Below are 21,947 nucleotides of genomic sequence, written 5' to 3'. Positions count from 1 at the left end.
CCAGGTTCGGCTTCTCGGTCAGGGTAGGCCCACGTCGGTCGGTCAGCTCGGCAGCCCGAGCAGCTGGGCCAAGCCCGCCGGCCCCAGGTTCGCGCTGCCCAGGCCGGGCAGCAGCCCCGCGAGCGGGGCCAGGCCCGGGACCGCCGACTGCTGGCCCTGCCCGCTGCCGCCGGTGCCGGCGGCCGGCGTCGCCGGCTTGCCGCCGTACGGGGCGTTCTGCGCGCCGCGCACGTCGATCGGGCTGCCCGTCGGCTCGGCACAGTACGCCTTCGTGTTCGGCGTGACCGGGGTGGTCACGTCGCCGGCCCGCTTCTGCGTGCCCTCGTAGCCCTTGGTGCACGGCGGCGGGTCGAACAGGTTCACCGCCAGGCCGAAGTGGGCCGTGCCGTCGCCGGGGATCACCGTGTACGAGCCGCCGATCACCGCCGGGTAGGTGACCAGGATCTGCTCCAGGCCGTCCTTGCGGGGCAGCAGGATCTGCGAGGTGGTCAGCAGGTTGGCGGTCAGGTTGCCCAGCGACACGCCGCTGTCGCGGAGCACGCCGTCGATCTGGTCGGCGGCCGGCGGCGCGTTGGCGATCAGCTTGCGCAGGTCGCCGTCCGAGCTCTTCAGCTGGGCCGCGAGCTGGGCCAGGCTGTGGCTGAACGACAGGATGTCCGAGGACTTGTCCAGCTGGGTCTGCAGCACGGTGTTGCCGTCGGCCAGCAGCTTCGTGGTCTGCGGCAGGTTCTGGGCCGCGGCCTGGGTGAAGCTGCTGGTGGTGTCGAGCAACGTCTGCAGGTTCGGGCCCGTGCCCTGGAAGGCCGTGTCCAGCTCGTCGACGACGGTCTGCAGCGACTGCGTCGGCACCGAACCGGCCAGGTCGTCCAGGTTGGTCAGCAGCCCCTGCACCGGCGGCGGGGTGGCGGTGCGGGCCTGCGGGATGGTCGCGCCGGCGGCCAGGTACGGGCCGCTGTCCTTGCTGGGCCGCAGGTCCATGTACTGCTCGCCGACCGCGGACCGGTCGGCCACCACGGCCTGGGAGTCGGCCGGGATCTGGGTGTCGTTGGAGTCGATGTCCAGCTCGACCCGGACACCGTCCTTGGTCAGCGTGAGCGGCCCGACCCGGCCGACCGTCACGCCGCGGTAGGTCACCTCGGCGCCGGTGAAGATGCCGCCGGAGTCGGCCAGGGCCACGTTGATCGCGTAGCCACGGGGGCCGAACATCCGGTCCAGGCCGGCGTAGCGGAAGCCGGCGTAGCTCACGCCGACCAGGGCGATCACCACGAACGCGATGATCTGCAGTCGAACCCTGCGGGTCAGCATCAGTGCCCACCCCCGCCCAGGAGTCCGCCGAGCAGCCCGCCGAGGCCGCCGGAGTTGGTGCCGGAACCGGACGAGGAGCCGCCGGGCAGCGTCGGCAGCGGCAGCGGCACGCCGTTGCCGGACCCGCCGGTCAGGCCGGGAATGGTGGGCAGGATGCTCTGCCGGGACCGGCCCAGGTTGGACACCACGTCGCCGAGGTTGAGGTCCAGGTCGGCGTACAGGTTGGTGTAGTCGCCCTTCACGCCGGCCACCGTCGAGTCCGGGAACGGGAAGGTCAGCAGCAGCTGCAGCGACTTGGGCAGGTTCTGCCCGGTCGCGGCCAGCTGGGTCAGCGTGGGCTGCAGGTCCTTGAGGTCGGCGATCAGGTCGGCCTGGCTCTTGTTCACGGTGTCCACGGCCACGCCGGACAGCGTGCTCAGCGAGTTCAGCATGGTCACCAGCTGGTCGCGCTGCTGGGTCAGCACGGCCAGGCCCGGGCCGAGGTTGTCGATCGCCCCGGCCAGCTCGTCGCGCTGGGTGTTCAGCGTGCCGGACAGGCGGTTGAGACCGTCCAGCGCGGAGGTGATGTCGTTGCGGTGCGCGTCCAGGTTGGACACCAGCGTGTTGACGTTGGTCAGCAGCTGGCGGATCTGCGGCTCGTTGCCGGACAGCGCGCTGTTGAGCTCCTTGGAGATGTCCTGGAGCTGGCCGACGCCACCGCCGTTGAGCAGCAGCGACAGCGCCCCGAACACCTCTTCGACCTCGGGGTTGCGGTTGGTGCGGTCCAGCGGGATGGTCGCCCCGTTGGCCAGCTGCCCGTTGGGGTTGGACGGCGCGACCAGCTCCACGTACTTCTCGCCGAGCAGGCTGGACTGGCGCAGCTGGGCGGAGGCGTTGGCCGGCAGCTTCACGTCGCCGTTGACCTCGACGGTCACGTCGGCGGTCCAGCCGTCCGGGCCCAGGCCGACCTTGGCCACCTTGCCGATGGCCACGTCGTTGACCTTCACGCCGGCCTGCGGCACCAGGTCCAGCACATCCTTGAACTCGACGTGCACCTCGTACGGGTGACTGCCGAGATCGGCGCCGCCGGGCAGCGGCAGGTCGTACACACCGCCGAACTCACCGCCGCTGCACCCACCGAGCACGGTCGCGGCGGTTACGGCGAGCACCGCCAGCGCGGGGACACGACGCCTCATTTCTCACCCCCGACGATGGTCTGGCCCAGCAGCGGCACCGGCAGCGGCGGCAGCTTGCCCTGTTGCAGCGAGGAGATCACCTGCGCCACCGACGGCAGCGGCAGCGTCTGGTTGAGCACGCCGGCCAGCTGCCCGCACGCGGCGGTCAGCGCCGGCGGGATGTTCTTCGGGGCCAGCTGCTTGACCAGGTTGCACACCATGGTCAGCGGCGGCTGGGTCAGCTCGTTGATGTCGGCCCGGGTGTCCAGCGTGCCGGAGGCGGCGTTGTAGCTGTTCTGCAGGTTGCCCAGGGCCAGCGGCGCGACGTCGAGCGACTCGGCCAGGGCGTTGCGCTGGTCGACGAGCACCTTGGTCACGTCCGCGAGTTTGTCCACATTGGACTTGATCTCGTCCCGGTTGTCCTTGATGAAGCCCTGCACCTGGCCGAGCGCGGTGGCCAGCTGGCTGAGCGCGTCGGCCAGGTCGGTCCGCTCACTGGCCAGGTAGCCCGACACCTGGGACAGCTGGTCGTTGAAGGTCCGCACCTGCTGGTCGCTCTGGGCCAGCGTGGTGACGAACTTCTGCAGGTTGTCCACGGTGCCGAACAGGTCGTCCTTGGAGCCGGCCAGGGTCTGGGTGGCCTGCCCGAGCTGCTTGATGGTGTCGTTGATGTTCTGCCCGTTGCCGTCCAGGTTGGCCGCGGCCGTGTTGAGCAGGTCCGACAGCGCCCCGTTCTTGTTGGCCCCGTTGGGTCCCAGCGTCGTGGTCAGCTTGTCCAGGCTCTGGTACAGCTGGTCCAGCTCGACCGGGGTGGCCGTGCGCGCACGGGGAATGCTGGCGTTGTCGGCCATCTTCGCGCCGCCGGTGTAGACCGGGGTCAGCTGCACGTACCGGTCGCTGACCACGCTGGGCGAGACCACGACCGCCTGCGCGTTGGCCGGCACCGACACCGACTTGTCCACGGACATGTCCACCTTCACGGTGGTCCCCTGCGGCGTCACGGCGTCGATGCTGCCGACCCGCACGCCGAGCACCCGCACGTCGGACCCCGGGTAGAGGCCGACCGCGGCGGAGAAGTACGCGGTGATCTTGTTCTGGTTGGTGGCCGACAGCAGCCACCACGCGGCGGTCGCGACGACCAGAGCCAGCACGCACACGATGGCGACCGCCTGCGCCAGGCCGAGTCGAGTCCTGGTGGCCATCATGGCGAGCACCCCTCGGGGTTGACGGGGCCGATGGACGGCGGCAGCAGGCCGCAGATGTAGGTGTCGAACCAGCGGCCGCTGCCCAGGGTGTTGGCGAACACCCGGTAGAACGGAGCCAGGTCGGCGATGCTCTTGGAGAGGTTGGCCTGGTTGCGTTGCAGCACCGTGGTGACCTTGTCCAGCTGCTGCAGCGCCGGCTGCAGCTGCGACTGGTTGTCGTTGACCAGGCCGGACAGCTGGGTGGACAGGCTCTTGGTCCCGGTGAGCAGCTGGCTGATCGCGCTCTCCCGGCTCCTGAGCTCGCCCAGCAGCAGGTTGCCGTCCGAGAGCAGGGTCTGGAACTGCTGGTCGCGGTCGGAGATGGTCTTGCTGATCTGGTTGGTGTTGTTGAGCAGCTGGGCCAGCTGCTGGTCCCGGGACGAGATCGTCTTGGACAGCGAGGACAGGCCGTCCAGCGCGGTCTTCACGTCCTGCGGCGTGTTGGCGAAGGTCTTCGAGAGCACCTCGAAGCTCTGCGCCAGCTGGTTGGTGTCCACCTGGTCGACGGTGGTGGCCAGGCCGTTGAACGCCTCGTTCACGTCGTAGGGGGCCAGCGTGTGGTTGCGCGGGATGGCGGTGCCCGGGTCGAGCGCCTTGGCGCCCTGCGGGTCCAGCGACAGGTACTTCTGGCCCAGCAAGGTCTTGATCTTGATGGCGGCCGTGGTCTGGTCGCCGATCCAGGCGTTGTCCACCCGGAAGTCGACCTTCACGTGGTCGCCGTCCAGGCCGACCGAGGAGACCTTGCCCACCTTCACGCCGGCGATGCGCACCTCGTTGCCCGGCGCCAGCCCGGCGGCCTCGCTGAAGTCGGCCGAGTAGGTGGTGCCGCCGCCGATGATCGGCAGATCGTCGGAGAAGAAGGCGGCCAGCATCAGCAGCGCGATGACGGTCAGGCCGACCGCGCCGATGACGATCGGGTTGCGCTCACGGAACGGCTTCACGCCTTGCACCTCGCCTGGGTCACCGGCTCGACGGGCAGCGTCACCGGGGAGATGATCGGCGGCACCGCGACCGTCCCGCTGGCGCTGCACAGGAAGAAGTTGAACCAGGAGCCGTAGGTGGCGGTCCTGGTGATCGTCTCCACCTTGCCGGGCAGCGTCTGCAGGAACTGGTTGAGCAGGTCGTTGTCGCCCAGGTTCTTCGACAGCGTGCCCAGCTGCGCGATGTCGTCCTTGAGCGGGGCGCGGCCCTGCTGGAGCAGGCCCGCGGTGCTGTCGGCCAGGTCGCCCAGCGCGCTGATCGAGTCGCCGATGGGCTTGCGCTCGGCGGCGAAGCCGCTGACCAGCTGCTGCAGCTGGGTGATCAGCGTGGACAGCTGGTCGCCGTGCGCGTTGACGGTGGTCAGCACCGAGTTCAGGTTGTCGATGACCTGCCCGATCACCTTGTCCTTGTCGGCAATGGTCGAGGTCAGCGAGGCGGTGTGCACGAGCAGGCTGTCGATGGTGCCGCCCTCGCCCTGCAACACCTGGATGATCTCGTAGGACAGCTTGTTCACGTCGTCCGGGGACAGCGCCTGGAACAGCGGCTTGAAGCCGTTGAACAGCACGGTCAGGTCCAGCGCCGGCTTGGTGTGGTCCAGCGGGATGGTGCCGCCCTGGGCCAGCACCGCGTTCGGGTCGCCGGCGCCGGGCTCCAGCGCGATGTAGCGCTGGCCGACCAGGTTGCGGTACTTGATCGTGGCGGTCACCGAGGCCGGCAGCTTGCGCTGCCCGTCCATCGAGAAGGACACCTGGGCCTGCCGGCGGTCGACCACCTGGATGCTCTCCACCGAGCCGACCCGCACACCGGCGATGCGCACGTCGTCGCCCACGTTGAGCGAGGTGACGTCGCTGAACCGGGCCGAGTAGTCGCTGGCCGAGCGCAGGTCGACGTTGGCGATGGTGAGCGCGAGCAGGCTGGTGGCCAGCACGGTGATCACCATGAAGATGATCAGTTTGGTCAGCGGTCCGGCGAGGCCCCTCACTTGAGCGTCACCTCCGCCCCCCGGTAGAGCGGGCCGACCAGCAGGCCGCTGGCGCCGGGCACGTCGTTGGGGGGCAGCCCCATCGACGGTCCGAGCAGCAGGGAGAGCATGTCCAGCTCCTGGGGCGAGTTGGGCAGGCCGAGCGCGGCCGACTGGGTGAGGGTGGACGTCGCCGTGCCGGCCGGCAGGATGCCGTCATTGGTGCTGCGGGCCGCCGTCGGCGGCTTGGAGCCGTCCTTGATCGGACCGTCCGGCGGGTACTGCGGGAACGGGTTGGGCGAGGGCACCAGGTCGTAGCAGCGCGGGCCGCGGGTGTCGGAGTAGCGCGGCTCGTCCTGGTTGGGCACGTACTTGCCGCGGTTGGCGGTGATCTCCAACGTGATGTGCAGGCCCGGGTTGTTGGTGCCCTTGCCGAAGGCCTGGTCGACCCGCGGCACGAAGCCGGCGAGCTGCTTGAACAGGCACTGGTACTCGGGCGCGTACTTGGCCAGCACGTCCAGCGTCGGCTTGGCCGTGGCGGCCAGGTTGATCAGGTTGTTCTTGTTGGCGTACAAGAAGTTCGTCAGGTCGCCGCTGGCCGTGGTCACCGAGGAGTACAGGTTGGCCAGGTTCTGCTTCTGGTCGACCAGGGTCTTGCTGGTGGTGGTCAGATCGGACAGCGCGTTGACCAGGTCCGGCGCGGCCTTGGTGTACGTGTCCGAAAGCGAGGCCAGCTTCTTGATGTCGGCGTCCAAATTGGGCAGTGACGGATTCAGCTGGCCCAGATAGGAATCCAGCTGCACCAGCGTCTGCCCCAGCTGCTGACCCCGCCCGGACAGGGCCTGGTCGATCGCGGTCAGCGTGGTCGCCAGCTTCTCCGGCTGCACCGCCTGCAACACCGGCATCAGGTCGTCGAGCACCCGCTCCAGCTCGATCGCCGAACTGCTGCGGTCCTGCGGGATCACGTCGCCGGCGGCGATCGGCCGCGACGAGGGATCGTTGGGCAGCACCAGATCCACGTAGCGCTCGCCGAACAGCGTCTTGGGCAGCAGCTGTGCCGAGACGTTGGACGGGATCAGGTTCACCTTGTCCGGCTGCAGCGCCAGCGCGAGCTGCGCACCGTCCCCTGTGGACGTGATCGAGGAGACCTCGCCGACGATCAGCCCGCGCACCTTCACATCCGACTGGGTCATCAGCTGGTTGCCGATGTGGTCGGTGCGCAGCAGCACGGTGACCGAACGGGTGAACGCACCGGCGTACGTGGCGATGCAGAACCACACGATCAACGCGATGACCGCGATGAACGCGACGCCCATGAGCCTGCGCCTGGCGACCCTCATCCGGCGATCCTCACCGTCGTCGTGGTGCCCCAGATGGCCAGGCTCAGGAAGAAGTCCAGCAGGCTGGTGGTGACGATCGCGGTCCGCACCGCGCGGCCGACCGCCACCCCGACGCCGGCCGGGCCGCCACTGGCCCGGTAGCCGTAGAAGCAGTGCACCAGAATGATCACCACGCTGAAGACGAGCACCTTGCCGAACGACCACAGCACGTCGACCGGTGGCAGGAACAGGTTGAAGTAGTGGTCGTAGGTGCCGGCGGACTGCCCGTACACCTCGACGGTGATGGTCCGCGCGGCCACGTACGAGGTCAGCAGGCCGATCACGTACAGCGGGATGACCGCGATGAAGCCGGCGATGATCCGAGTGGTGACCAGGAACGGCAGGCTGGGCACGCCCATCACCTCGAGGGCGTCGATCTCCTCGGAGATGCGCATCGCGCCCAGCTGCGCGGTGAAACCGGAGCCGACGGTGGCCGACAGCGCCAGGCCGGCGACCAGCGGCGCGATCTCGCGGGTGTTGAAGTACGCGGAGACGAAGCCGGCGAAGGCCGAGGTGCCGATCTGGTTCAGCGCGGCGTAACCCTGAAGGCCGACAACGGTTCCGGTGAACACCGACAGGCCGACCATGACGCCGATGGTGCCGCCGATGACCGCGAGCGCGCCGCTGCCGAAGCTCACCTCGGCCAGCAGCCGCAGCAGTTCCCGTAGGTAGCGGGTCAGCGTGCGCGGCGTCCAGGCCAAAGCCTTGATGTAGAAGGCCAACTGGTCGCCGAAGTTGTCGAGTATCTCAAGTGGACGGTTGACCGCCCTGCGCATCGAGGCCACGTCACATCCCCTTCGCCGGAACCAGCTGGAGATAGATCGTGGTGAGCACGAAGTTCACGAAGAACAGCAGCAGGAACGTAATGACCACGGACTGGTTCACCGCGTCGCCGACGCCCTTGGGGCCGCTGCCCGGGTTCAGCCCGCGGTAGGCGGCGACGATGCCGGCCAGGAAACCGAAGATGACCGCCTTGATCTCGCTGATCCACAGGTCCGGCAGCTGGGCCAGCGCGGAGAAGCTGGCCAGGTAGGCGCCGGGCGTGCCGCCCTGCAGGATCACGTTGAAGAAGTAGCCGCCGAGCACGCCGACCACGCTGACCATTCCGTTGAGCAGCAAGGAGATCAGCATCGAGGCGAGCACCCGCGGCACCACCAGCCGCTGGATCGGGGAGACGCCGAGCACCTCCATCGCGTCGATCTCGTCGCGGATCTTGCGGGAACCGAGGTCGGCGCAGATGGCCGAGCCGCCGGCCCCGGCGATCAGCAGCGCCGTCACGATCGGGCTGGCCTGCTGGATGATCGCCAGCACGGACGCGGCGCCGGTGAACGACTGCGCGCCGATCTGCCGGGTCAGTGAGCCGAGCTGCAGCGCGATCACCGCGCCGAACGGGATGGACACCAGCGCCGTGGGCAGGATGGTGACGCTGGCGATGAACCAGCACTGCTGGATGAACTCACGCAGCTGGAACGGACGGCGGAACACCATGCGGACGGTGTCCAGCCCGAGCGCGAACAGCTTGCCGGTCTCCCGCAGCGCCCCGGCGCCCGGGAAGTTGGCGGTTGGTGCGGTCACTTCTCACCGCCCCGGCGCAGCCAGCCCCGCTTGCGCCCCGGTTCGGGGGCGGGGGCCGACGCGTCGTCGGAGGTCAGCGCGCCGGACTGGGGCTGCCACTCGGTCTGCGGCAGGTCAGCGGTGCGCGGGTACGGGGTGGGCCGCGGCATGGTGTTCGCCGTGGAGGTCTGCACCGGCGGCTGGACCTGGGTGGCCCCGGCGCCGGCGAACACGCCGTAGTGCTGCTGTTCCTCGCGGGTCAGGCTGTTGACGATCGCGTCCTGCGCCGAAGGCGGCAGCGTGTGCAGGATCTGCATCACGCGGTCCTTGCGGCGCTCCACGGCCCGGCGGATCGGCAGGCCCGGGGTCGGCTCCAGCTGCGGCACGATGCCGGTGCCGCCACCGCCCTTCGGACCGCCGAGCGGGCCGGAGGTGCCGCCGGCCCGCAGCGCGGCCAGCTCGGCCGCGGCCTGGCCGGCGTCCTTCTCCTCGCTCATGCCGATCGGGCCCTCGCGGCGGCCGAGCAGGAACTGCTCGACGGCCGGCTCGGTCGAGGTGAGCAGCACCTCGCGGGGGCCGAACATGACCAGCTCGCGGCGGAACAGCATGCCGATGTTGTCCGGCACGGTGCGGGCGGTGCCGATGTCGTGCGTGACGATCAGGAAGGTCGCGTCGATCTGCGCGTTCAGGTCGACGATGAGCTGGTTGAGGTAGGCCACCCGGACCGGGTCGAGGCCGGAGTCCGGCTCGTCGAACAGGATGATCTCCGGGTCCAGCACCAGCGCCCGGGCCAGGCCCGCCCGCTTGCGCATACCGCCGGAGATCTCGCCGGGCAGCTTCTTCTCGGCCCCGATGAGGCCGACCATCTCCATCTTCTCCAGCACGATGCGCCGGATCTCCGCTTCACCCTTTTTGGTGTGCTCGCGCAGCGGGAAGGCGATGTTGTCGAACAGGTCCATCGAGCCGAACAGCGCGCCGTCCTGGAACAGCACACCGAACAGCTTCCGGATGTCGTAGAGCTTGTGCTCCGAGCAGCGCACGATGTCAGTGCCGGTGATGACGATCCGGCCGTGTTCCGGTTTCAGCAGTCCGACCAGCGACTTCAGGAAGACCGACTTGCCGGTGCCCGACGGACCGAGCAGGACGCTGATCTCGCCGGGAGGCAGGGTCAGCGTGACGTCCCGCCAGATGGTCTGCTTGCCGAAGGACTTCGACAGCCCGTCGACGACCACCTCGACGCCCATCCGCACCTCCTCGTGACCCGGGTTTACTCCGAGTGCGAATTGTGCACCCCACCGTGCTGTGACGCCGTGGGACGCCGTCTCCCTGATGCAACGACCACGGACGGCGAAGGTTACTGGCGAGTTTCCTCCGAACGGGAACCCGTTGCCGAGCCGTTATCCTCCGGATGCAGCAGAGGCGGCCACCCTAACGGGTGACCGCCTCTGCGGGGAACAGCTATGGAGCTACGAGATCACTTGAGGGTGATCTTGGCGCCAGCGGCCTCGAGCTTCTCCTTGGCGGCCTCGGCAGCCTCCTTGGCGACCTTCTCCAGGACCGGCTTCGGAGCGGACTCGACCAGCTCCTTGGCCTCCTTCAGGCCCAGGCCCGAGACGACCTCGCGGACGACCTTGATGACCTGGATCTTCTTGTCGCCGGCCGACTCCAGCACGACGTCGAACTCGTCCTGCTCCTCGGCGGCCTCGGCCGGGGCAGCGCCCGGGCCGGCGACGGCGACAGCGGCGACCGGAGCGGCCGCGGTGACCTCGAAGGTCTCCTCGAACTGCTTCACGAACGCGGACAGCTCCAGGAGGGTCATCTCCTTGAAGGCGTCGAGCAGCTCGTCGGTGGTGAGCTTAGCCATGATGGCGTTCCTTCCTCATGAATAACGTGGCCGCCATGCAGGCGGGGATGTGGCTTGTGGTCAGCCCTCGGCCGGAGCCTCGGCTGCCTTCTTCTCCTGCAGGGCGGCGGCCAGCCGGGCGACCTGCGAGGCAGGCGCCTGGAACAGGCCGGCGGCCTTGGCCAGGTTGCCCTTCATGGCGCCGGCGAGCTTGGCCAGCAGCACCTCGCGGCTCTCGAGGTCAGCGATCTTGCTGACCTCGTCGACCGAGAGCGGCTTGCCGTCCATGTAGCCGCCCTTGACGACAAGGGCCTTGTTGTCCTTCGCGAAGTCACGCAGCGCCTTGGCCGCGTCGACCGGCTCGCCCTCGATGAACGCGATGGCGGTCGGGCCGACCAGCAAGCTCTCGAGACCCTCGACGCCAGCGTCCTCGGCGGCCCGCTTGACCAGGGTGTTCTTCGCGACGGTGTACGTGGTGCCCTTGCCGAGAGCGCGCCGCAGCACGGTGAGCTGCGTCATGGTGAGCCCGCGGTACTCGGTGACAACCGCGGCCGAGCTGGCCCGGAACTTCTCCGAGATCTCAGCAACGGCGGTGACCTTGCTTGGCTTCGCCATGGTCGCCTCCTCTCTGCTTGGTAGCGGGGAACCCGCGAACACGTCGCGGGCGACCGCTGGAGGAGGTACTGCAAAAGAGAACGCCCCGGCGCAGAGCGGCACGGGGCGTACAAGAGTCGACGCGCGGCGACCGCGCGGATCTACTGCCTCGTCCTCCTGCGCGGGCCGCCCGCTCTCGCGGGACCTTCGTCTGGACACGCCAGACACCAGCGGTCTTCGGTGGAACTGCGACAAGGGTAGCAACCCGGTGCCGCGAACTCCAAAACGATAGCCTGGGGCGGTGGCGAAGGAGCGGCGGCGGCGCGCGTACCTCCCGGCGGGCATCGTGGTTCTGGCGGTGCTCGGTGGCGGTCAGTACTACCTGTCCAACATCTTCGCCCCCGCCGACACCGGCACGGGCGGCAGCGGCGGCTCGGGTGGCGGCGGCGCTCCCGGCGCGGGCATCCCGCTGGCCGGGGCGGCCAATCCCTCGATCGCGGTGAGCTCGGTGTACGCGGCGGTCGGCAACGACGACCCGGCCAAGGTCTGCCCGGCCTTCTTCAGCGCGCACGGCGAGTTGAACTTCGCGGCCGCCTTCACCGCGTCCAGCTGCGAGGACGCGGTGCACAAGGCGCACACCAAGGTCACCGACGCGCAGGCGTACGCCGGCCTGACCGTGCCGACCACCGCTGTGCACCTGCAGGGCACCAGCTCGGCGACCGTCAACTCGTGCGCGATGTCGGTCAGCGGCGGCGACTCGCTCGGCATGTTCGTGCTCAGCCACACGGCCAACGGCTGGGTCGTGGACGACCTCAAGCCCGACCCGACCCCCTGCCCACCAGCCCCGACCAACTGAACTCGGCCAACGACAAGGGCCGCACCCCTCGCGGGATGCGGCCCTTGTCGTTCAGCTGGTTCGCACTCAGGCTGTGAGGCCGCGCCGATGCCTGGACCGCAGGCTGATTCGAGCGCATCTTTCCAGCGGTCGAATCAGCCAAGGGAAGGCATCGGCTTAGGAGCGGCCTCACCGTCGAGCGAAGCTCGACAAATCAGACACCGACCTCGTCGGTCAGCAGGTTGCGGGTGCGGTTCGGGTCGACCGGGATGCCCGGGCCCATGGTGGTGGAGAAGGTGACCTTCTTCAGGTACCGGCCCTTGGCGGCGGACGGCTTGGCCCGCAGCACCTCGTCCAGCGCGGCCGCGTAGTTCTCCACCAGCTTGTCGGTGTCGAACGAGGCCTTGCCGATCACCAGGTGCAGGTTGGCCTGCTTGTCCACCCGGAAGTTGATCTTGCCGCCCTTGATCTCGGTGATCGCCTTGGCGACGGCCGGGGTCACGGTGCCGGTCTTGGGGTTCGGCATCAGGCCACGGGGGCCCAGGATGCGGGCGATGCGACCGACCTTGGCCATCTGGTCGGGCGTCGCGATCGCGGCGTCGAAATCGAGCCAGCCACCCTGGATGCGCTCGATCAGGTCGTCGCTGCCGACGGCGTCCGCACCGGCGGCCTCGGCCTCAGCGGCCTTGTCGCCGGTCGCGAACACGATCACCCGCGCGGTCTTGCCGGTGCCGTGGGGCAGGTTGACGGTGCCACGAACCATCTGGTCGGCCTTGCGGGGGTCGACACCGAGACGGATCGCAACCTCGACGGTGGCGTCCAGCTTGACCTTGGAGGTCTCCTTCGCCAGGTTGGCGGCCTCGAGCGGCGAGTACAGCCGCTCCCGGTCCACCAGCTCGGCGGCCTGGCGGTATGCCTTGCTGCGCTGCATGATTCTGTCCTTCGTGGATCAGTAGTGGTTATGAGCTGCGCCCAGCTCTCCCACGCCTTCGGAAAGTGTGTGTCAGCCTTCGACCGTGATGCCCATGGAGCGGGCGGTGCCGGCGATGATCTTCGCCGCCTGGTCCACGTCGTCCGCGTTGAGGTCGGCCATCTTGGTCTGGGCGATCTCGCGCACCTGGTCCCAGCTGACCTTGGCGACCTTGGTCTTGTGCGGCTCGCCGCTGCCCTTCTCCACACCGGCGGCCTTGAGCAGCAGCTTCGCGGCCGGCGGGGTCTTGAGCTTGAAGTCGAACGAGCGGTCTTCGTACACGGAGATCTCGACCGGCACGACCGTGCCACGCTGCGACTCGGTCGCGGCGTTGTAGGCCTTGCAGAACTCCATGATGTTGACGCCGTGCTGGCCGAGCGCCGGGCCGACGGGCGGCGCCGGGTTGGCGAGACCGGCCTTGATCTGCAGCTTGATGATCGCTGCGAGCTTCTTCTTCTTGGGTGGCATTTCGGTTTTCCTGTTTCGTGTGGTTCCGCGCGGGGGCCCTGCCCGCCACCGCGTGGCTGCGCGGCTCCCTTCCGGGAACCGGTCAGATCTTGGAGACCTGGGTGAACGACAGCTCGACCGGAGTCTCGCGACCGAAGATCGACACGAGCACCTTCAGCTTCTGGCCGTCCGCGTTGACCTCGCTGATGGTAGCCGGCAGCGTCGCGAACGGTCCGTCCATGACGGTGACGGACTCGCCGACCTCGAAGTCGACCTCGACGGTCGGCTTGGCCACGGCGGTGGCGGCCTTCTTGCCGCCCTCCTGCTTGGCCGCGTCCTGCTCAACCTGCGGGAGCAGGAACTTGAGCACGTCGTCCAGGCTGAGCGGGGACGGCTTGGAGGTGGCGCCCACGAACCCGGTGACCCCGGGGGTGTTGCGCACGGCGCTCCAGGACGAGTCGTTCAGTTCCATCCGGACCAGGATGTAGCCGGGCAGCACCTTGCGCTGCACCTGCTTGCGCTGGCCGTTCTTGATCTCGGTGACTTCCTCGGTCGGCACCTCGACCTGGAAGATGAAGTCCTCCATGTCCAGGGTCTGGATGCGCGTCTCGAGGTTGGTCTTGACCTTGTTCTCGTAACCGGCGTACGAGTGCACGACGTACCAGTCGCCGGGGGCGTGCCGCAGCGCGGCCCGCATCTCCTCGGCGGGGTCCAGGTCCTCGTCGACAGCCGCGTCGGCCGGCTCGTCCTCGGCGGCACTGTCCTCGTCGGCGTCGTCGCCGTCCTCGGACTCGACCTGCTCGACCTCAGTGTCCTCGGCCACGTCCAGGTCGGCGTCGGACTCGACCTCGACGAGGTCCTGCTCGTCGGCGTCCGTCAGCTCCCGGTCGGCGGCGGCGCCGTTCTCGGAGGTCACAGCTGGGTCTCGCTTCCTCTCGTGCGTCAGTGTCCGGTCGCTCACGCCGGCGACCGGTGGCCCTGCGCCCTGTGCTCGGCTACTTACCGAACACGAAGGACACGCCCTGGAGGAAGGCGTAGTCCAGACCGAAGACCAACGCCACCATCACGGCCACGAACACCAGCACGACGATCGTGTACGTCACCAGCATCTTGCGCGTCGGCCAGATGACCTTGCGCAGTTCGGCGACGACCTCGCGGAGGAAGCGGACCAGGCGCTTGAAGACGTTGGGTCGCTTGGCCTTGCGGTCACGCGACGCCGTCTCCACGCCCTGCTCGCGCTTGGACTGCGTGGTCCTGCCGTTGCTGCTGACAACCTTGGCCGAGTCGGCCTTGGCCGACTCAGTCTGGTCGCTGCCACTCTCCGGCGCGACCTGGCGGGCGGAGGCGCGACGCTCGCGTCGCGCAGCGGCGGTGACCGGGCGGGCGGCGCTCTCGCGCTTCTCCGTCGGCTCCTGCTCGCGGTCCTCGCTCACGCCATCCTCCGCTCACCAAAGCTTCGATGCAGGGGCGACAGGACTTGAACCTGCAACCTGCGGTTTTGGAGACCGCTGCTCTGCCAATTGAGCTACACCCCTTTGAGGCCGTCCTCCGCCGTCCCACGGACTCCGTGGGAACAGGCTTCATCACGACCCGGCTCGCCAGAGTCTACGGCACGAACGGGTGGTCACTGCAACCGCACAGGTCAACAGCGGTGTTCGGGGCCCCCGGACGCGAATTCGGTGGGTGGCGTCTGCCACCATGAAGGCCATGGCAGCCCCCGAAGCTCCCCCTGTCCACAGCCCCGCGCAACGCCGCCGGGTCTCCGCCCGCATCGGCGGCATCGCCGAGTCGGCCACCCTCGCGGTCGACGCCAAGGCGAAGGCGCTCAAGGCGGCGGGCCGGCCGGTGATCGGATTCGGCGCCGGCGAACCCGACTTCCCCACCCCCGAGGCGATCGTGGAGGTGGCCGCGGCCGCCGCCCGCGACCCGCGCAACCACCGCTACACGCCCGCGGCCGGCCTGCCCGAGCTGCGCGAGGCGGTGGCGGCCAAGACCGCCCGTGACTCCGGCTACCAGGTCCAGGCCAGCCAGGTGCTGATCACCAACGGCGGCAAGCAGGCCGTGTACCAGGCCTTCGCGACCCTGCTCGACCCGGGCGACGAGGTCCTGCTGCCGGCGCCGTACTGGACCACCTACCCGGAGGCGATCACGCTCGCCGGCGGCGTTCCGGTGCAGGTCACCGCGGACGAGTCGGCCGACTACCTGGTCACCGTCGAGCAGCTAGAGGCGGCGCGCACGCCGCGCACCAAGGTGCTGCTGTTCGTGTCGCCGTCCAACCCGACCGGCGCCGTCTACGACCGCGAGCAGACCGAGGCGATCGGCCGCTGGGCGCTGGAGCACGGCATCTGGGTGGTCACCGACGAGATCTACGAGCACCTGGTCTACGACGGCGCGCAGGCGCACTCGCTGCCGGTGCTGGTGCCCGAGCTGGCCGACACCACCGTCGTGCTCAACGGCGTGGCCAAGACGTACGCGATGACCGGCTGGCGGGTGGGCTGGATGATCTCCCCGGCCGACGTCACCAAGGCCGCGGCCAACCTCCAGTCGCACCTGACCTCGAACGTGGCCAACGTGTCGCAGCGCGCCGCGCTGGAGGCCGTGTCCGGCTCGCTGGACGCCGTCTACGCGATGCGCACCGCGTTCGACCGCCGCCGCCGGACCATGGTCGAGCTGCTGTCGGCCATCCCGGGCGTGCAGTGCCCGACGCCGAAGGGCGCGTTCTACTGCTACCCGTCGGTGAAGGGCCTGCTGGGCAAGGAGATCCGCGGCCAGCGTCCGCAGACCAGCGTCGAGCTGGCCGCCCTGGTGCTGGAGCACGCCGAGGTGGCCGTGGTGCCGGGCGAGGCGTTCGGCACCCCCGGCTACTTCCGGCTGTCCTACGCGCTGGGCGACGAGGACCTGGTCACCGGCGTCAACCGGATGGGCGACCTGCTCCGCGAGGCCAAGTAGCCGTCTTCTGCCATGAAGGGCCCCTTCCTCACGTTCAACGGGCGGATTCCAGGGGTCGTTGCAACACAGGTGATCAACTGGCGTCGGTCAGGAGCTTAGCCAGACGCTCGGCTGGGGTGTCCCAGCCGAGCGTTTTGCGTGGCCGGCGGTTGAGCTGGGCGGCGACCGCGGTCAGGTCCTCGGGCGTGTGCACGGACAGGTCGCTGCCTTTGGGGAAGTACTGGCGCAGCAGACCGTTGGTGTTCTCGTTGGAGCCGCGCTGCCACGGGGAGTGCGGGTCGCAGAAGTAGACCGGCATGCCGGTGGCCATGCTGAACTCGTGATGCCGCGCCATTTCCACGCCCTGGTCCCAGGTCAACGACCGGCGCAGGTGGGCGGGCAGGGTGGCCATGGTGGCGATCAACCCGTCGCGGACGGTCTGGGCGTCCCGTCGTCCGGGCAGGTGGACCAGCATCACGTAGCGGGTCGCGCGCTCGACCAGGGTGCCGATCGCGGACGCGTTGCCCAGGCCGATGATCAGATCGCCTTCCCAGTGCCCGGGATAAGCGCGGTCGCAGGCCTCGGCCGGGCGTTCGCTGATCATGACCATCGGCGTGGTGAACCGGGCCTGGCGCTGATCGGACTGGCGGCGGGGTGCGCGCACCGCGCGTCCGGTGCGCAGAGCGCGAGTGAGCTCGCGGCGCAGCTCGCCGCGTCCTTGGACGTAGAGGGCCTGGTAGATGGTCTCGTGGGTCACGTGCAGCTCCGGCCGGTCGGGGTGATCGCGGCGCAGCCGGTGGGCGATCTGCTCCGGGCTGCACCGCTCGACCAGCATGCCTTGCACCCGCTCCCGCAACTCGGGGCAGGCCGCGAGTTTGCCGGTCTTCGGGCGTGGCCGGCGGCTCTCGGCGCGGGCCTGGGCCGCGTGCGGCCGGTAGTCCCCGCTGCCGGGGTGGCTGTTGCGGGCAAGCTCGCGGCTGATCGTGGACGGGCTGCGGCCCAGCTCGGCCGCGATGGCCCGGACCCCGGTCCCGGCCCGGCGCAGGTCAGCGATCACGATCCGCTCGTCGACCGACAGGAACCGTGAGGACACCTCCGGTCGGGCAGGAGGCCGACAGCCCGGCGGGGCGAACGACGCGCTGGTCGTCCGCCCCGCCGTGCTGGCCCGGCCGAACCGCCACCGGTGCCCGGTGCGGCGGTTGATCCCGACGATTCGGCATGCCTCGATGGTGCCTACTCCGTGCGCCACAAGATCACGGTAGTGCTGGCGCTCGGCGAGCAACTTCTTACGGCCCTGGGGGACCCGGTCCTTGCGGATCTCGAACACTGCAACCCCTGCACAGGTCAGGTGTTGCAACCACCACTAGAACCCAAGACGACAGGAAGGGGCCCTTCATGAAATCACTCGAACGGACTAGCCGAGCTGGACCACGGCGGTGGGGCGGCCGAGCACGGTCTGCCCCTCGAAGGTCACGGTGATCGCCACCTTGGCCCGGCCGTCCTCGGTGACCTCGGTGACCTTGCCGGTGATCTCCAGCTGCGCGCCGTCGCCGTCGTTGGGCACCGGCACCGGCCGGGTGAACTTGGTGGTGGTCTCGACGACCGCGCCCGGGTCGCCGGCCCAGTCGCTGACCAGCTCGTTGGCCAGCGCCATGGTCAGCATGCCGTGGGCGATGACGCCGGGCAGGCCGACCTCGGCGGCGAACTTCTCGTTCCAGTGGATCGGGTTGAAGTCCAGCGAGGCGCCCGCGTAGCGGACCAGTGTGTCTCGGGTCACTCGGACCTGCTTGACGGGCAGCTCGTCGCCCTTGGTGACCTTCGAAGCGGGCAGGCGGCCCATCAGGCGTCCTCTCCCCGGGCTACCAGCAGCCCCGTCGACGTGCACACGGCCTCGCCGGCCTCGGTCTCGATCTCGGCGCGGACGGTGAGGAAGTCGTTGCCCATCCGGGTCTGCACGTCGTCCACGTGCACCGCGGTGACCAGTCGGTCGCCGGCGACCATCGGCCGGTGGTGGACGAAGGTCTGCGCGCCGTGCACCACCCGGCTGTAGTCCAGGCCCAGCTCGGGGTCATCGACCACGATCGAGATGGACGTCATGGAGATGATCGTGGCGAAGGTCGGCGGCGCGATCACGTCCGCGTAGCCGGCGGCCCGCGCGGCCTGCGGGTCGCGGTGCAGCGGGCTGACCGCGCCCACCGCGTCGGCGAACTCGCGGATCTTCGCGCGGCCTACCTCGTACACGTCACCCGGTGGGTAGCTGCGTCCTGTGAACGACTTGTCCAGTGGCACCGGGCCAGGTTAGAACGCCGAGAGCCCGCCTCCGACACGCGGGGCGGGCTCTCGTGGTGCTGCGGGGAAACGTCAGCGGGTTTCCTTGTGCGCACGGTGCGTCTTGCAGTTCGGGCAGAACTTCTTGATCTCCAGGCGGTCGGGGTCGTTCCGACGGTTCTTCCTGGTGATGTAGTTGCGGTGCTTGCACTCCTCGCACGCGAGGGTGATCTTCGGCCTGACGTCGGTAGCAGCCACGGGGCACCTCTCCTGATCTCTAGTCCCCCGTGCCGGGGGTCAAGGGGGCGGAGCCCCCTTGCTTGGGGTCTGGGGCGAGAGCCCCAGTGTAATGGCGGAGCGATCAGGCCCGGCGAAGCTGGGCACACGACCACCATCGAGTAGCGATGGCCGGACTTGAACCGGCGACACAGCGATTATGAGTCGCTTGCTCTACCAACTGAGCTACACCGCCTTACACGCAGAGCAGCCGCGATGCCATCTAGCTGAGCACCGCGGCGATCTCTGGAGCCCCAATACGGAATCGAACCGTAGACCTTCTCCTTACCATGGAGACGCTCTGCCGACTGAGCTATTGGGGCCTTGCTCTTGCGGAGCGATTAGAACTCTAGCGCACGTACCCCACGATCACGAAATCGGGGGGTACCCCTTCACCTGCGTCAACTGACCAACGTGAGGACCGTCTCATCGCGCAGGCCGCGCGCGCGGATCGTGCGGGCCCGCAGCCAGGCCTCGAAGCGCTCCTCGGACAGCGGCCGGGAGATCAGATAGCCCTGGGCCACGTCGCAGCCCATGCTCACCAGCTGCTCGCGGGCCGAGTCCTCCTCCACGCCCTCGGCCACCACGGTCAGCCCGAGCGAGTGCCCCAGCTCGACGATGGCCCGCACCACGGCCATGTCCGACAGGTCGGTGCCCATGCCGAGCACGAACGACTTGTCGATCTTCACCTCGTCCACCGGCAGCTGCCGCAGGTAGGCCAGCGAGGAGTAGCCGGTGCCGAAGTCGTCCACAGCCAGCGTCACGCCCATCGCGTGCAGCCGGCGCAGCACCGGCAGCGCCCGCTCCGGGTCGGACATCACGCCGGACTCGGTGAGCTCGAAGGTGAGCAGCTGCGGCGGCACGTCGTAGCGGCGCAGCGCCTCCGCGACCAGGTCGGGGAAGTTGGCGTCGGCCAGGTTGCGCACCGACAGGTTGACCGCGGTGGACATCCGCAGCCCGCGGTCCAGCCACTGCCGCACCCGCTGCAGGCCCTGCTCCATCACGAACGACGTGAGCGCGTCGACCAGACCGGTGGCCTCCACGGCCGGCACGAACTCGTCCGGGTCCAACGGCCCGAACTCGGGGTGCCGCCACCGCACCAGCGCCTCCACGCCGACCACCTGCCGGCTCGGCAGCGCGATCTTGGGCTGGTAGTGCACGGTGACCTGGCCGGTCTCCAGCGCCGAGCGGAACTGGGTGACCAGCTGGAAGCGCCGCAGGAAGATCTGCCCCATGCTCGGCGCGTAGCCGCGCACCGGGTCGCTGCCGCTGTGCGCGGCCTGCACGGCCACGTCGGCGCGCTGCAGCAGCGTGTCGACGTCGATCGTGTCGTCGCCGTCCTCGGTGGTGTTGGACACGTAGCCGATCAGCGCGCTGGCCTCCACGGTCAGCTTGTCCACCGGGTACGGCATGGACAGCCCGGCCCGCAGCTTCTCGCCGATCTCCTGGGCCTGCTCGTGGGTGCGGTCGACCAGCAGCGCCGCGAACGAGCCGCCCTCCAGCCGGGCCAGCGGCACCTCGCCGCCGAGGGCGTCACGCAGCCGGCGGCTGGCCGCCAGCACCATGCGGTCGCCCCACGCGTAGCCGAGGGCGTCCGCGACGCCGGACATCACGTCCAGGTCGATACGCATGACCACGCAGGCGTCCTCGCCGCGCACGGGGTCGCCCGCGACCTCACGGAAGCCGGTGCGGTTGAGCAGCCCGGTCAGCGGGTCGTGGTAGGCGTGGTGGCGCAGCCGGCCGACCAGCCGGCGGTTGTCCATGGCGGTGGCGAGGTGGCTGGACAGCGTGCGCAGCAGCCGCACGTCGGCGCTGCCGAAGCCACGCCAGCGGCTGAGCCGGTCGTGCACCTCCATGGCGCCGAGCGGCTGGCTCGCGCCGCGCAGCGGCACCACCAGCACCTCGTACACGCCGCGGCGGCGCAGCGCCTCCTGCACGTCGTCGGCGGCGTCGGAGAGCTTGAAGTAGCGCACGTGGTTGCCGGCGAGCTGGAGGATCGGGTCGTCCCGGTCCGGCTCGTCACCGTCGGGCAACGGCACGCCCGCGACCAGCCGGCGCACGTCGTCGGTGTCCATCTTCAGGTGCAGCACCACGCGCTTGGCGTTGAGCTGGTCGCGGATGCGCTCGACGATCGCCTGCCAGTCGGCGGGGTCCTCCGGCGGCAGCACGTTGGTCAGCACCGACGCCTTGTTCATCACGTCCTGGCCGGAGCGGGCCACGTTGAGGCTGACGTCGGACAGCGTCTCCAGGTCCCGCTGCTCGCGCAGCAGCCCGGAGTACGCGCGGTACAGCGCGACCATCGAGGCGGCGAGCAGGCCGGCCAGCAGCCAGCCCCACGGCGCGTTGGTGACCAGCACGAACGCCACCAGGCCGACTGTGACGTTGAGCAGGCAGACGACCAGCGAGCGCAGGCCCAGCCGGGCCGCCGCCGGTAGCCGCAGCTCGCCGCCGAGCACGTTCATGGCGCCCAGGCCGAGCGCCGTGCTGACCAGCGGAGACGTGAGCACGCCGAGCGCGGCCGCGGCCCACACCGGCATCGCCGGGAAGTCGTTGCGCAGCACGTAGAAGACGAAGTAGGGGATCGCCACCTCGAGGCACATGATGCCGGCGTGGTAGCTGAGGTGGCGCAGCTTGTGGCGGTAGATCTGCACGCCGAGGCCGGCCACCAGGTAGGCGGCCAGCACCACCTCGAAGGGCACAGTGACCAGGCCGAGCACGAGCGGGATCTCGGCGAAGGAGATGGTCCAGCTGATCTGGCGGACGTCGAAGTCGATGGACAGCTGCTCGGACAGGAGGAAGCCGACGGCCAGCAGCGGACCGGCGATCAGCAGTTGCCCGGGTTCGAGGCGGTCGGCGTGGCCGAGCAGCACGGCCGTCGCGACACCGAGGCCGGCCAGCAGGACCGCCGCGGAGAACAGGCGGTAGCGCCGGGTACGCTGCGGATCAAGATGCGCGCGGACCGGCGGGCGGGACACCTCGGGATGGACGGCACGGCGGTGGTCGGTCATCCACCCTCCTCGTCGGGCCACGCAGACAGGGACGTCTTCCCCCCTGTCGACACTCCTGCCGGTGGTGTCCTTGGCACGACCAAGGGGTCCCGAGTGCGCCGGAACCCCTCAGATCGCAGTTTACCCCGGTTGAGCGAGTGTGGCCCGTCCAGTTGACGAAGGCAACACTCCCAGTGAACAGTTTGGCGTCAGAAAGAGCA

At 69.3% G+C, this 21,947-nt stretch carries 22 protein-coding genes and 3 tRNA genes; 2 read left to right on the top strand and 23 right to left on the bottom strand.

Translation table 11 applies throughout. From position 1 onward, the window contains the following. Window positions 1–42: 42 nt before the first annotated feature. The 11 genes from JJ691_RS41955 to rplJ form a co-directional block, all read right to left on the bottom strand. Window positions 43–1,305 carry an MCE family protein gene (locus JJ691_RS41955; protein ID WP_211765000.1) on the bottom strand — a complete coding sequence of 421 codons (1,263 nt, stop codon included), beginning with the start codon at window positions 1,303–1,305 and terminating at the stop codon, window positions 43–45. Next, window positions 1,305–2,480, bottom strand: a complete 1,176-nt coding sequence (locus tag JJ691_RS41950; RefSeq protein ID WP_211764999.1) for an MCE family protein — start codon at window positions 2,478–2,480, stop codon at window positions 1,305–1,307. The genes JJ691_RS41955 and JJ691_RS41950 overlap by 1 nt, the downstream gene beginning before the upstream one ends. Then, entirely contained in the window at window positions 2,477–3,664 is a 1,188-nt protein-coding gene (locus JJ691_RS41945) for an MCE family protein (protein ID WP_442912532.1), read from the bottom strand. Before JJ691_RS41945 ends, JJ691_RS41950 begins: the two co-directional genes overlap by 4 nt. After that, entirely contained in the window at window positions 3,661–4,644 is a 984-nt protein-coding gene (locus JJ691_RS41940; protein ID WP_211764998.1) for an MCE family protein, read from the bottom strand. Before JJ691_RS41940 ends, JJ691_RS41945 begins: the two co-directional genes overlap by 4 nt. Continuing rightward, a complete protein-coding gene (locus tag JJ691_RS41935; RefSeq protein ID WP_211764997.1) occupies window positions 4,641–5,666 on the bottom strand; it encodes an MCE family protein in 1,026 nt (341 codons plus the stop codon). The genes JJ691_RS41940 and JJ691_RS41935 overlap by 4 nt, the downstream gene beginning before the upstream one ends. Then, a complete protein-coding gene (locus tag JJ691_RS41930; RefSeq protein ID WP_211764996.1) occupies window positions 5,663–6,985 on the bottom strand; it encodes an MCE family protein in 1,323 nt (440 codons plus the stop codon). The genes JJ691_RS41935 and JJ691_RS41930 overlap by 4 nt, the downstream gene beginning before the upstream one ends. Beyond that, window positions 6,982–7,800: an ABC transporter permease gene (locus JJ691_RS41925; protein ID WP_211764995.1), complete on the bottom strand. Its 819-nt coding sequence runs from the start codon at window positions 7,798–7,800 to the stop codon at window positions 6,982–6,984. The genes JJ691_RS41930 and JJ691_RS41925 overlap by 4 nt, the downstream gene beginning before the upstream one ends. A 10-nt stretch (window positions 7,801–7,810) precedes the next feature. Continuing rightward, complete coding sequence (locus JJ691_RS41920) at window positions 7,811–8,599, bottom strand: MlaE family ABC transporter permease (protein WP_211764994.1); 789 nt, start codon at window positions 8,597–8,599, stop codon at window positions 7,811–7,813. After that, the gene (locus JJ691_RS41915) at window positions 8,596–9,822 is read right to left on the bottom strand and encodes an ABC transporter ATP-binding protein (RefSeq protein WP_211764993.1); all 1,227 of its coding nucleotides are present in this window, start codon (window positions 9,820–9,822) and stop codon (window positions 8,596–8,598) included. The genes JJ691_RS41920 and JJ691_RS41915 overlap by 4 nt, the downstream gene beginning before the upstream one ends. A 230-nt stretch (window positions 9,823–10,052) precedes the next feature. Further along, window positions 10,053–10,442: a 50S ribosomal protein L7/L12 gene (gene rplL / locus JJ691_RS41910; RefSeq protein WP_211764992.1), complete on the bottom strand. Its 390-nt coding sequence runs from the start codon at window positions 10,440–10,442 to the stop codon at window positions 10,053–10,055. Between the two features lie 60 nt (window positions 10,443–10,502). Continuing rightward, complete coding sequence (rplJ, locus tag JJ691_RS41905) at window positions 10,503–11,036, bottom strand: 50S ribosomal protein L10 (RefSeq protein WP_211764991.1); 534 nt, start codon at window positions 11,034–11,036, stop codon at window positions 10,503–10,505. A gap of 280 nt (window positions 11,037–11,316) precedes the next feature. Between rplJ and JJ691_RS41900 the strand changes: the two genes are divergently transcribed. Further along, complete coding sequence (locus JJ691_RS41900) at window positions 11,317–11,871, top strand: hypothetical protein (RefSeq protein WP_211764990.1); 555 nt, start codon at window positions 11,317–11,319, stop codon at window positions 11,869–11,871. Window positions 11,872–12,064: 193 nt separating this feature from the next. On the opposite strand, the gene rplA is transcribed toward JJ691_RS41900, so the two are convergent. The 5 genes from rplA to JJ691_RS41875 all read right to left on the bottom strand — a co-directional run bounded on the left by rplA (window position 12,065) and on the right by JJ691_RS41875 (window position 14,802). Beyond that, the gene (gene rplA, locus JJ691_RS41895) at window positions 12,065–12,784 is read right to left on the bottom strand and encodes a 50S ribosomal protein L1 (protein ID WP_211772061.1); all 720 of its coding nucleotides are present in this window, start codon (window positions 12,782–12,784) and stop codon (window positions 12,065–12,067) included. A gap of 69 nt (window positions 12,785–12,853) precedes the next feature. Then, a complete protein-coding gene (gene rplK / locus JJ691_RS41890; protein ID WP_211764989.1) occupies window positions 12,854–13,288 on the bottom strand; it encodes a 50S ribosomal protein L11 in 435 nt (144 codons plus the stop codon). Window positions 13,289–13,370: 82 nt separating this feature from the next. After that, window positions 13,371–14,183, bottom strand: a complete 813-nt coding sequence (nusG, locus tag JJ691_RS41885) for a transcription termination/antitermination protein NusG (RefSeq protein ID WP_211764988.1) — start codon at window positions 14,181–14,183, stop codon at window positions 13,371–13,373. 79 nt (window positions 14,184–14,262) lie between these two features. Then, window positions 14,263–14,700, bottom strand: coding sequence for a preprotein translocase subunit SecE (gene secE / locus JJ691_RS41880; protein WP_211764987.1), 438 nt, complete (start codon window positions 14,698–14,700; stop codon window positions 14,263–14,265). Between the two features lie 29 nt (window positions 14,701–14,729). After that, window positions 14,730–14,802 (bottom strand) — tRNA-Trp (locus tag JJ691_RS41875). 172 nt (window positions 14,803–14,974) lie between these two features. Between JJ691_RS41875 and JJ691_RS41870 the strand changes: the two genes are divergently transcribed. Next, window positions 14,975–16,216: a pyridoxal phosphate-dependent aminotransferase gene (locus tag JJ691_RS41870; protein ID WP_211764986.1), complete on the top strand. Its 1,242-nt coding sequence runs from the start codon at window positions 14,975–14,977 to the stop codon at window positions 16,214–16,216. Between the two features lie 73 nt (window positions 16,217–16,289). On the opposite strand, the gene JJ691_RS41865 is transcribed toward JJ691_RS41870, so the two are convergent. The 7 genes from JJ691_RS41865 to JJ691_RS41835 all read right to left on the bottom strand — a co-directional run bounded on the left by JJ691_RS41865 (window position 16,290) and on the right by JJ691_RS41835 (window position 21,747). After that, window positions 16,290–17,444 carry an IS30 family transposase gene (locus tag JJ691_RS41865; RefSeq protein ID WP_442912793.1) on the bottom strand — a complete coding sequence of 385 codons (1,155 nt, stop codon included), beginning with the start codon at window positions 17,442–17,444 and terminating at the stop codon, window positions 16,290–16,292. Window positions 17,445–17,609: 165 nt separating this feature from the next. Next, window positions 17,610–18,035 carry a MaoC family dehydratase gene (locus JJ691_RS41860; protein ID WP_211764985.1) on the bottom strand — a complete coding sequence of 142 codons (426 nt, stop codon included), beginning with the start codon at window positions 18,033–18,035 and terminating at the stop codon, window positions 17,610–17,612. Beyond that, window positions 18,035–18,484, bottom strand: a complete 450-nt coding sequence (locus tag JJ691_RS41855; protein WP_211764984.1) for a MaoC family dehydratase N-terminal domain-containing protein — start codon at window positions 18,482–18,484, stop codon at window positions 18,035–18,037. Before JJ691_RS41855 ends, JJ691_RS41860 begins: the two co-directional genes overlap by 1 nt. A 72-nt stretch (window positions 18,485–18,556) precedes the next feature. Further along, window positions 18,557–18,721 (bottom strand): 50S ribosomal protein L33, encoded by a 165-nt coding sequence (gene rpmG / locus JJ691_RS41850; RefSeq protein WP_015105301.1) that lies wholly within the window; start codon window positions 18,719–18,721, stop codon window positions 18,557–18,559. Between the two features lie 141 nt (window positions 18,722–18,862). Then, a tRNA-Met gene (locus JJ691_RS41845) sits at window positions 18,863–18,935 on the bottom strand. A 51-nt stretch (window positions 18,936–18,986) separates the two neighbouring features. Further along, window positions 18,987–19,062: transfer RNA gene (locus tag JJ691_RS41840), tRNA-Thr, on the bottom strand. 78 nt (window positions 19,063–19,140) lie between these two features. Then, on the bottom strand, window positions 19,141–21,747 hold the full coding sequence (locus JJ691_RS41835; RefSeq protein WP_211764983.1) for a putative bifunctional diguanylate cyclase/phosphodiesterase: 2,607 nt from the start codon (window positions 21,745–21,747) through the stop codon (window positions 19,141–19,143). Window positions 21,748–21,947 lie beyond the last annotated feature (200 nt).

Source organism: Kutzneria sp. CA-103260 (assembly GCF_018263855.1).
Classification (GTDB): Bacteria; Actinomycetota; Actinomycetes; order Mycobacteriales; family Pseudonocardiaceae; genus Kutzneria.
Note: the sequence above shows the minus strand (reverse complement) of the source record. Positions and strands in the feature narration are given on the sequence as shown.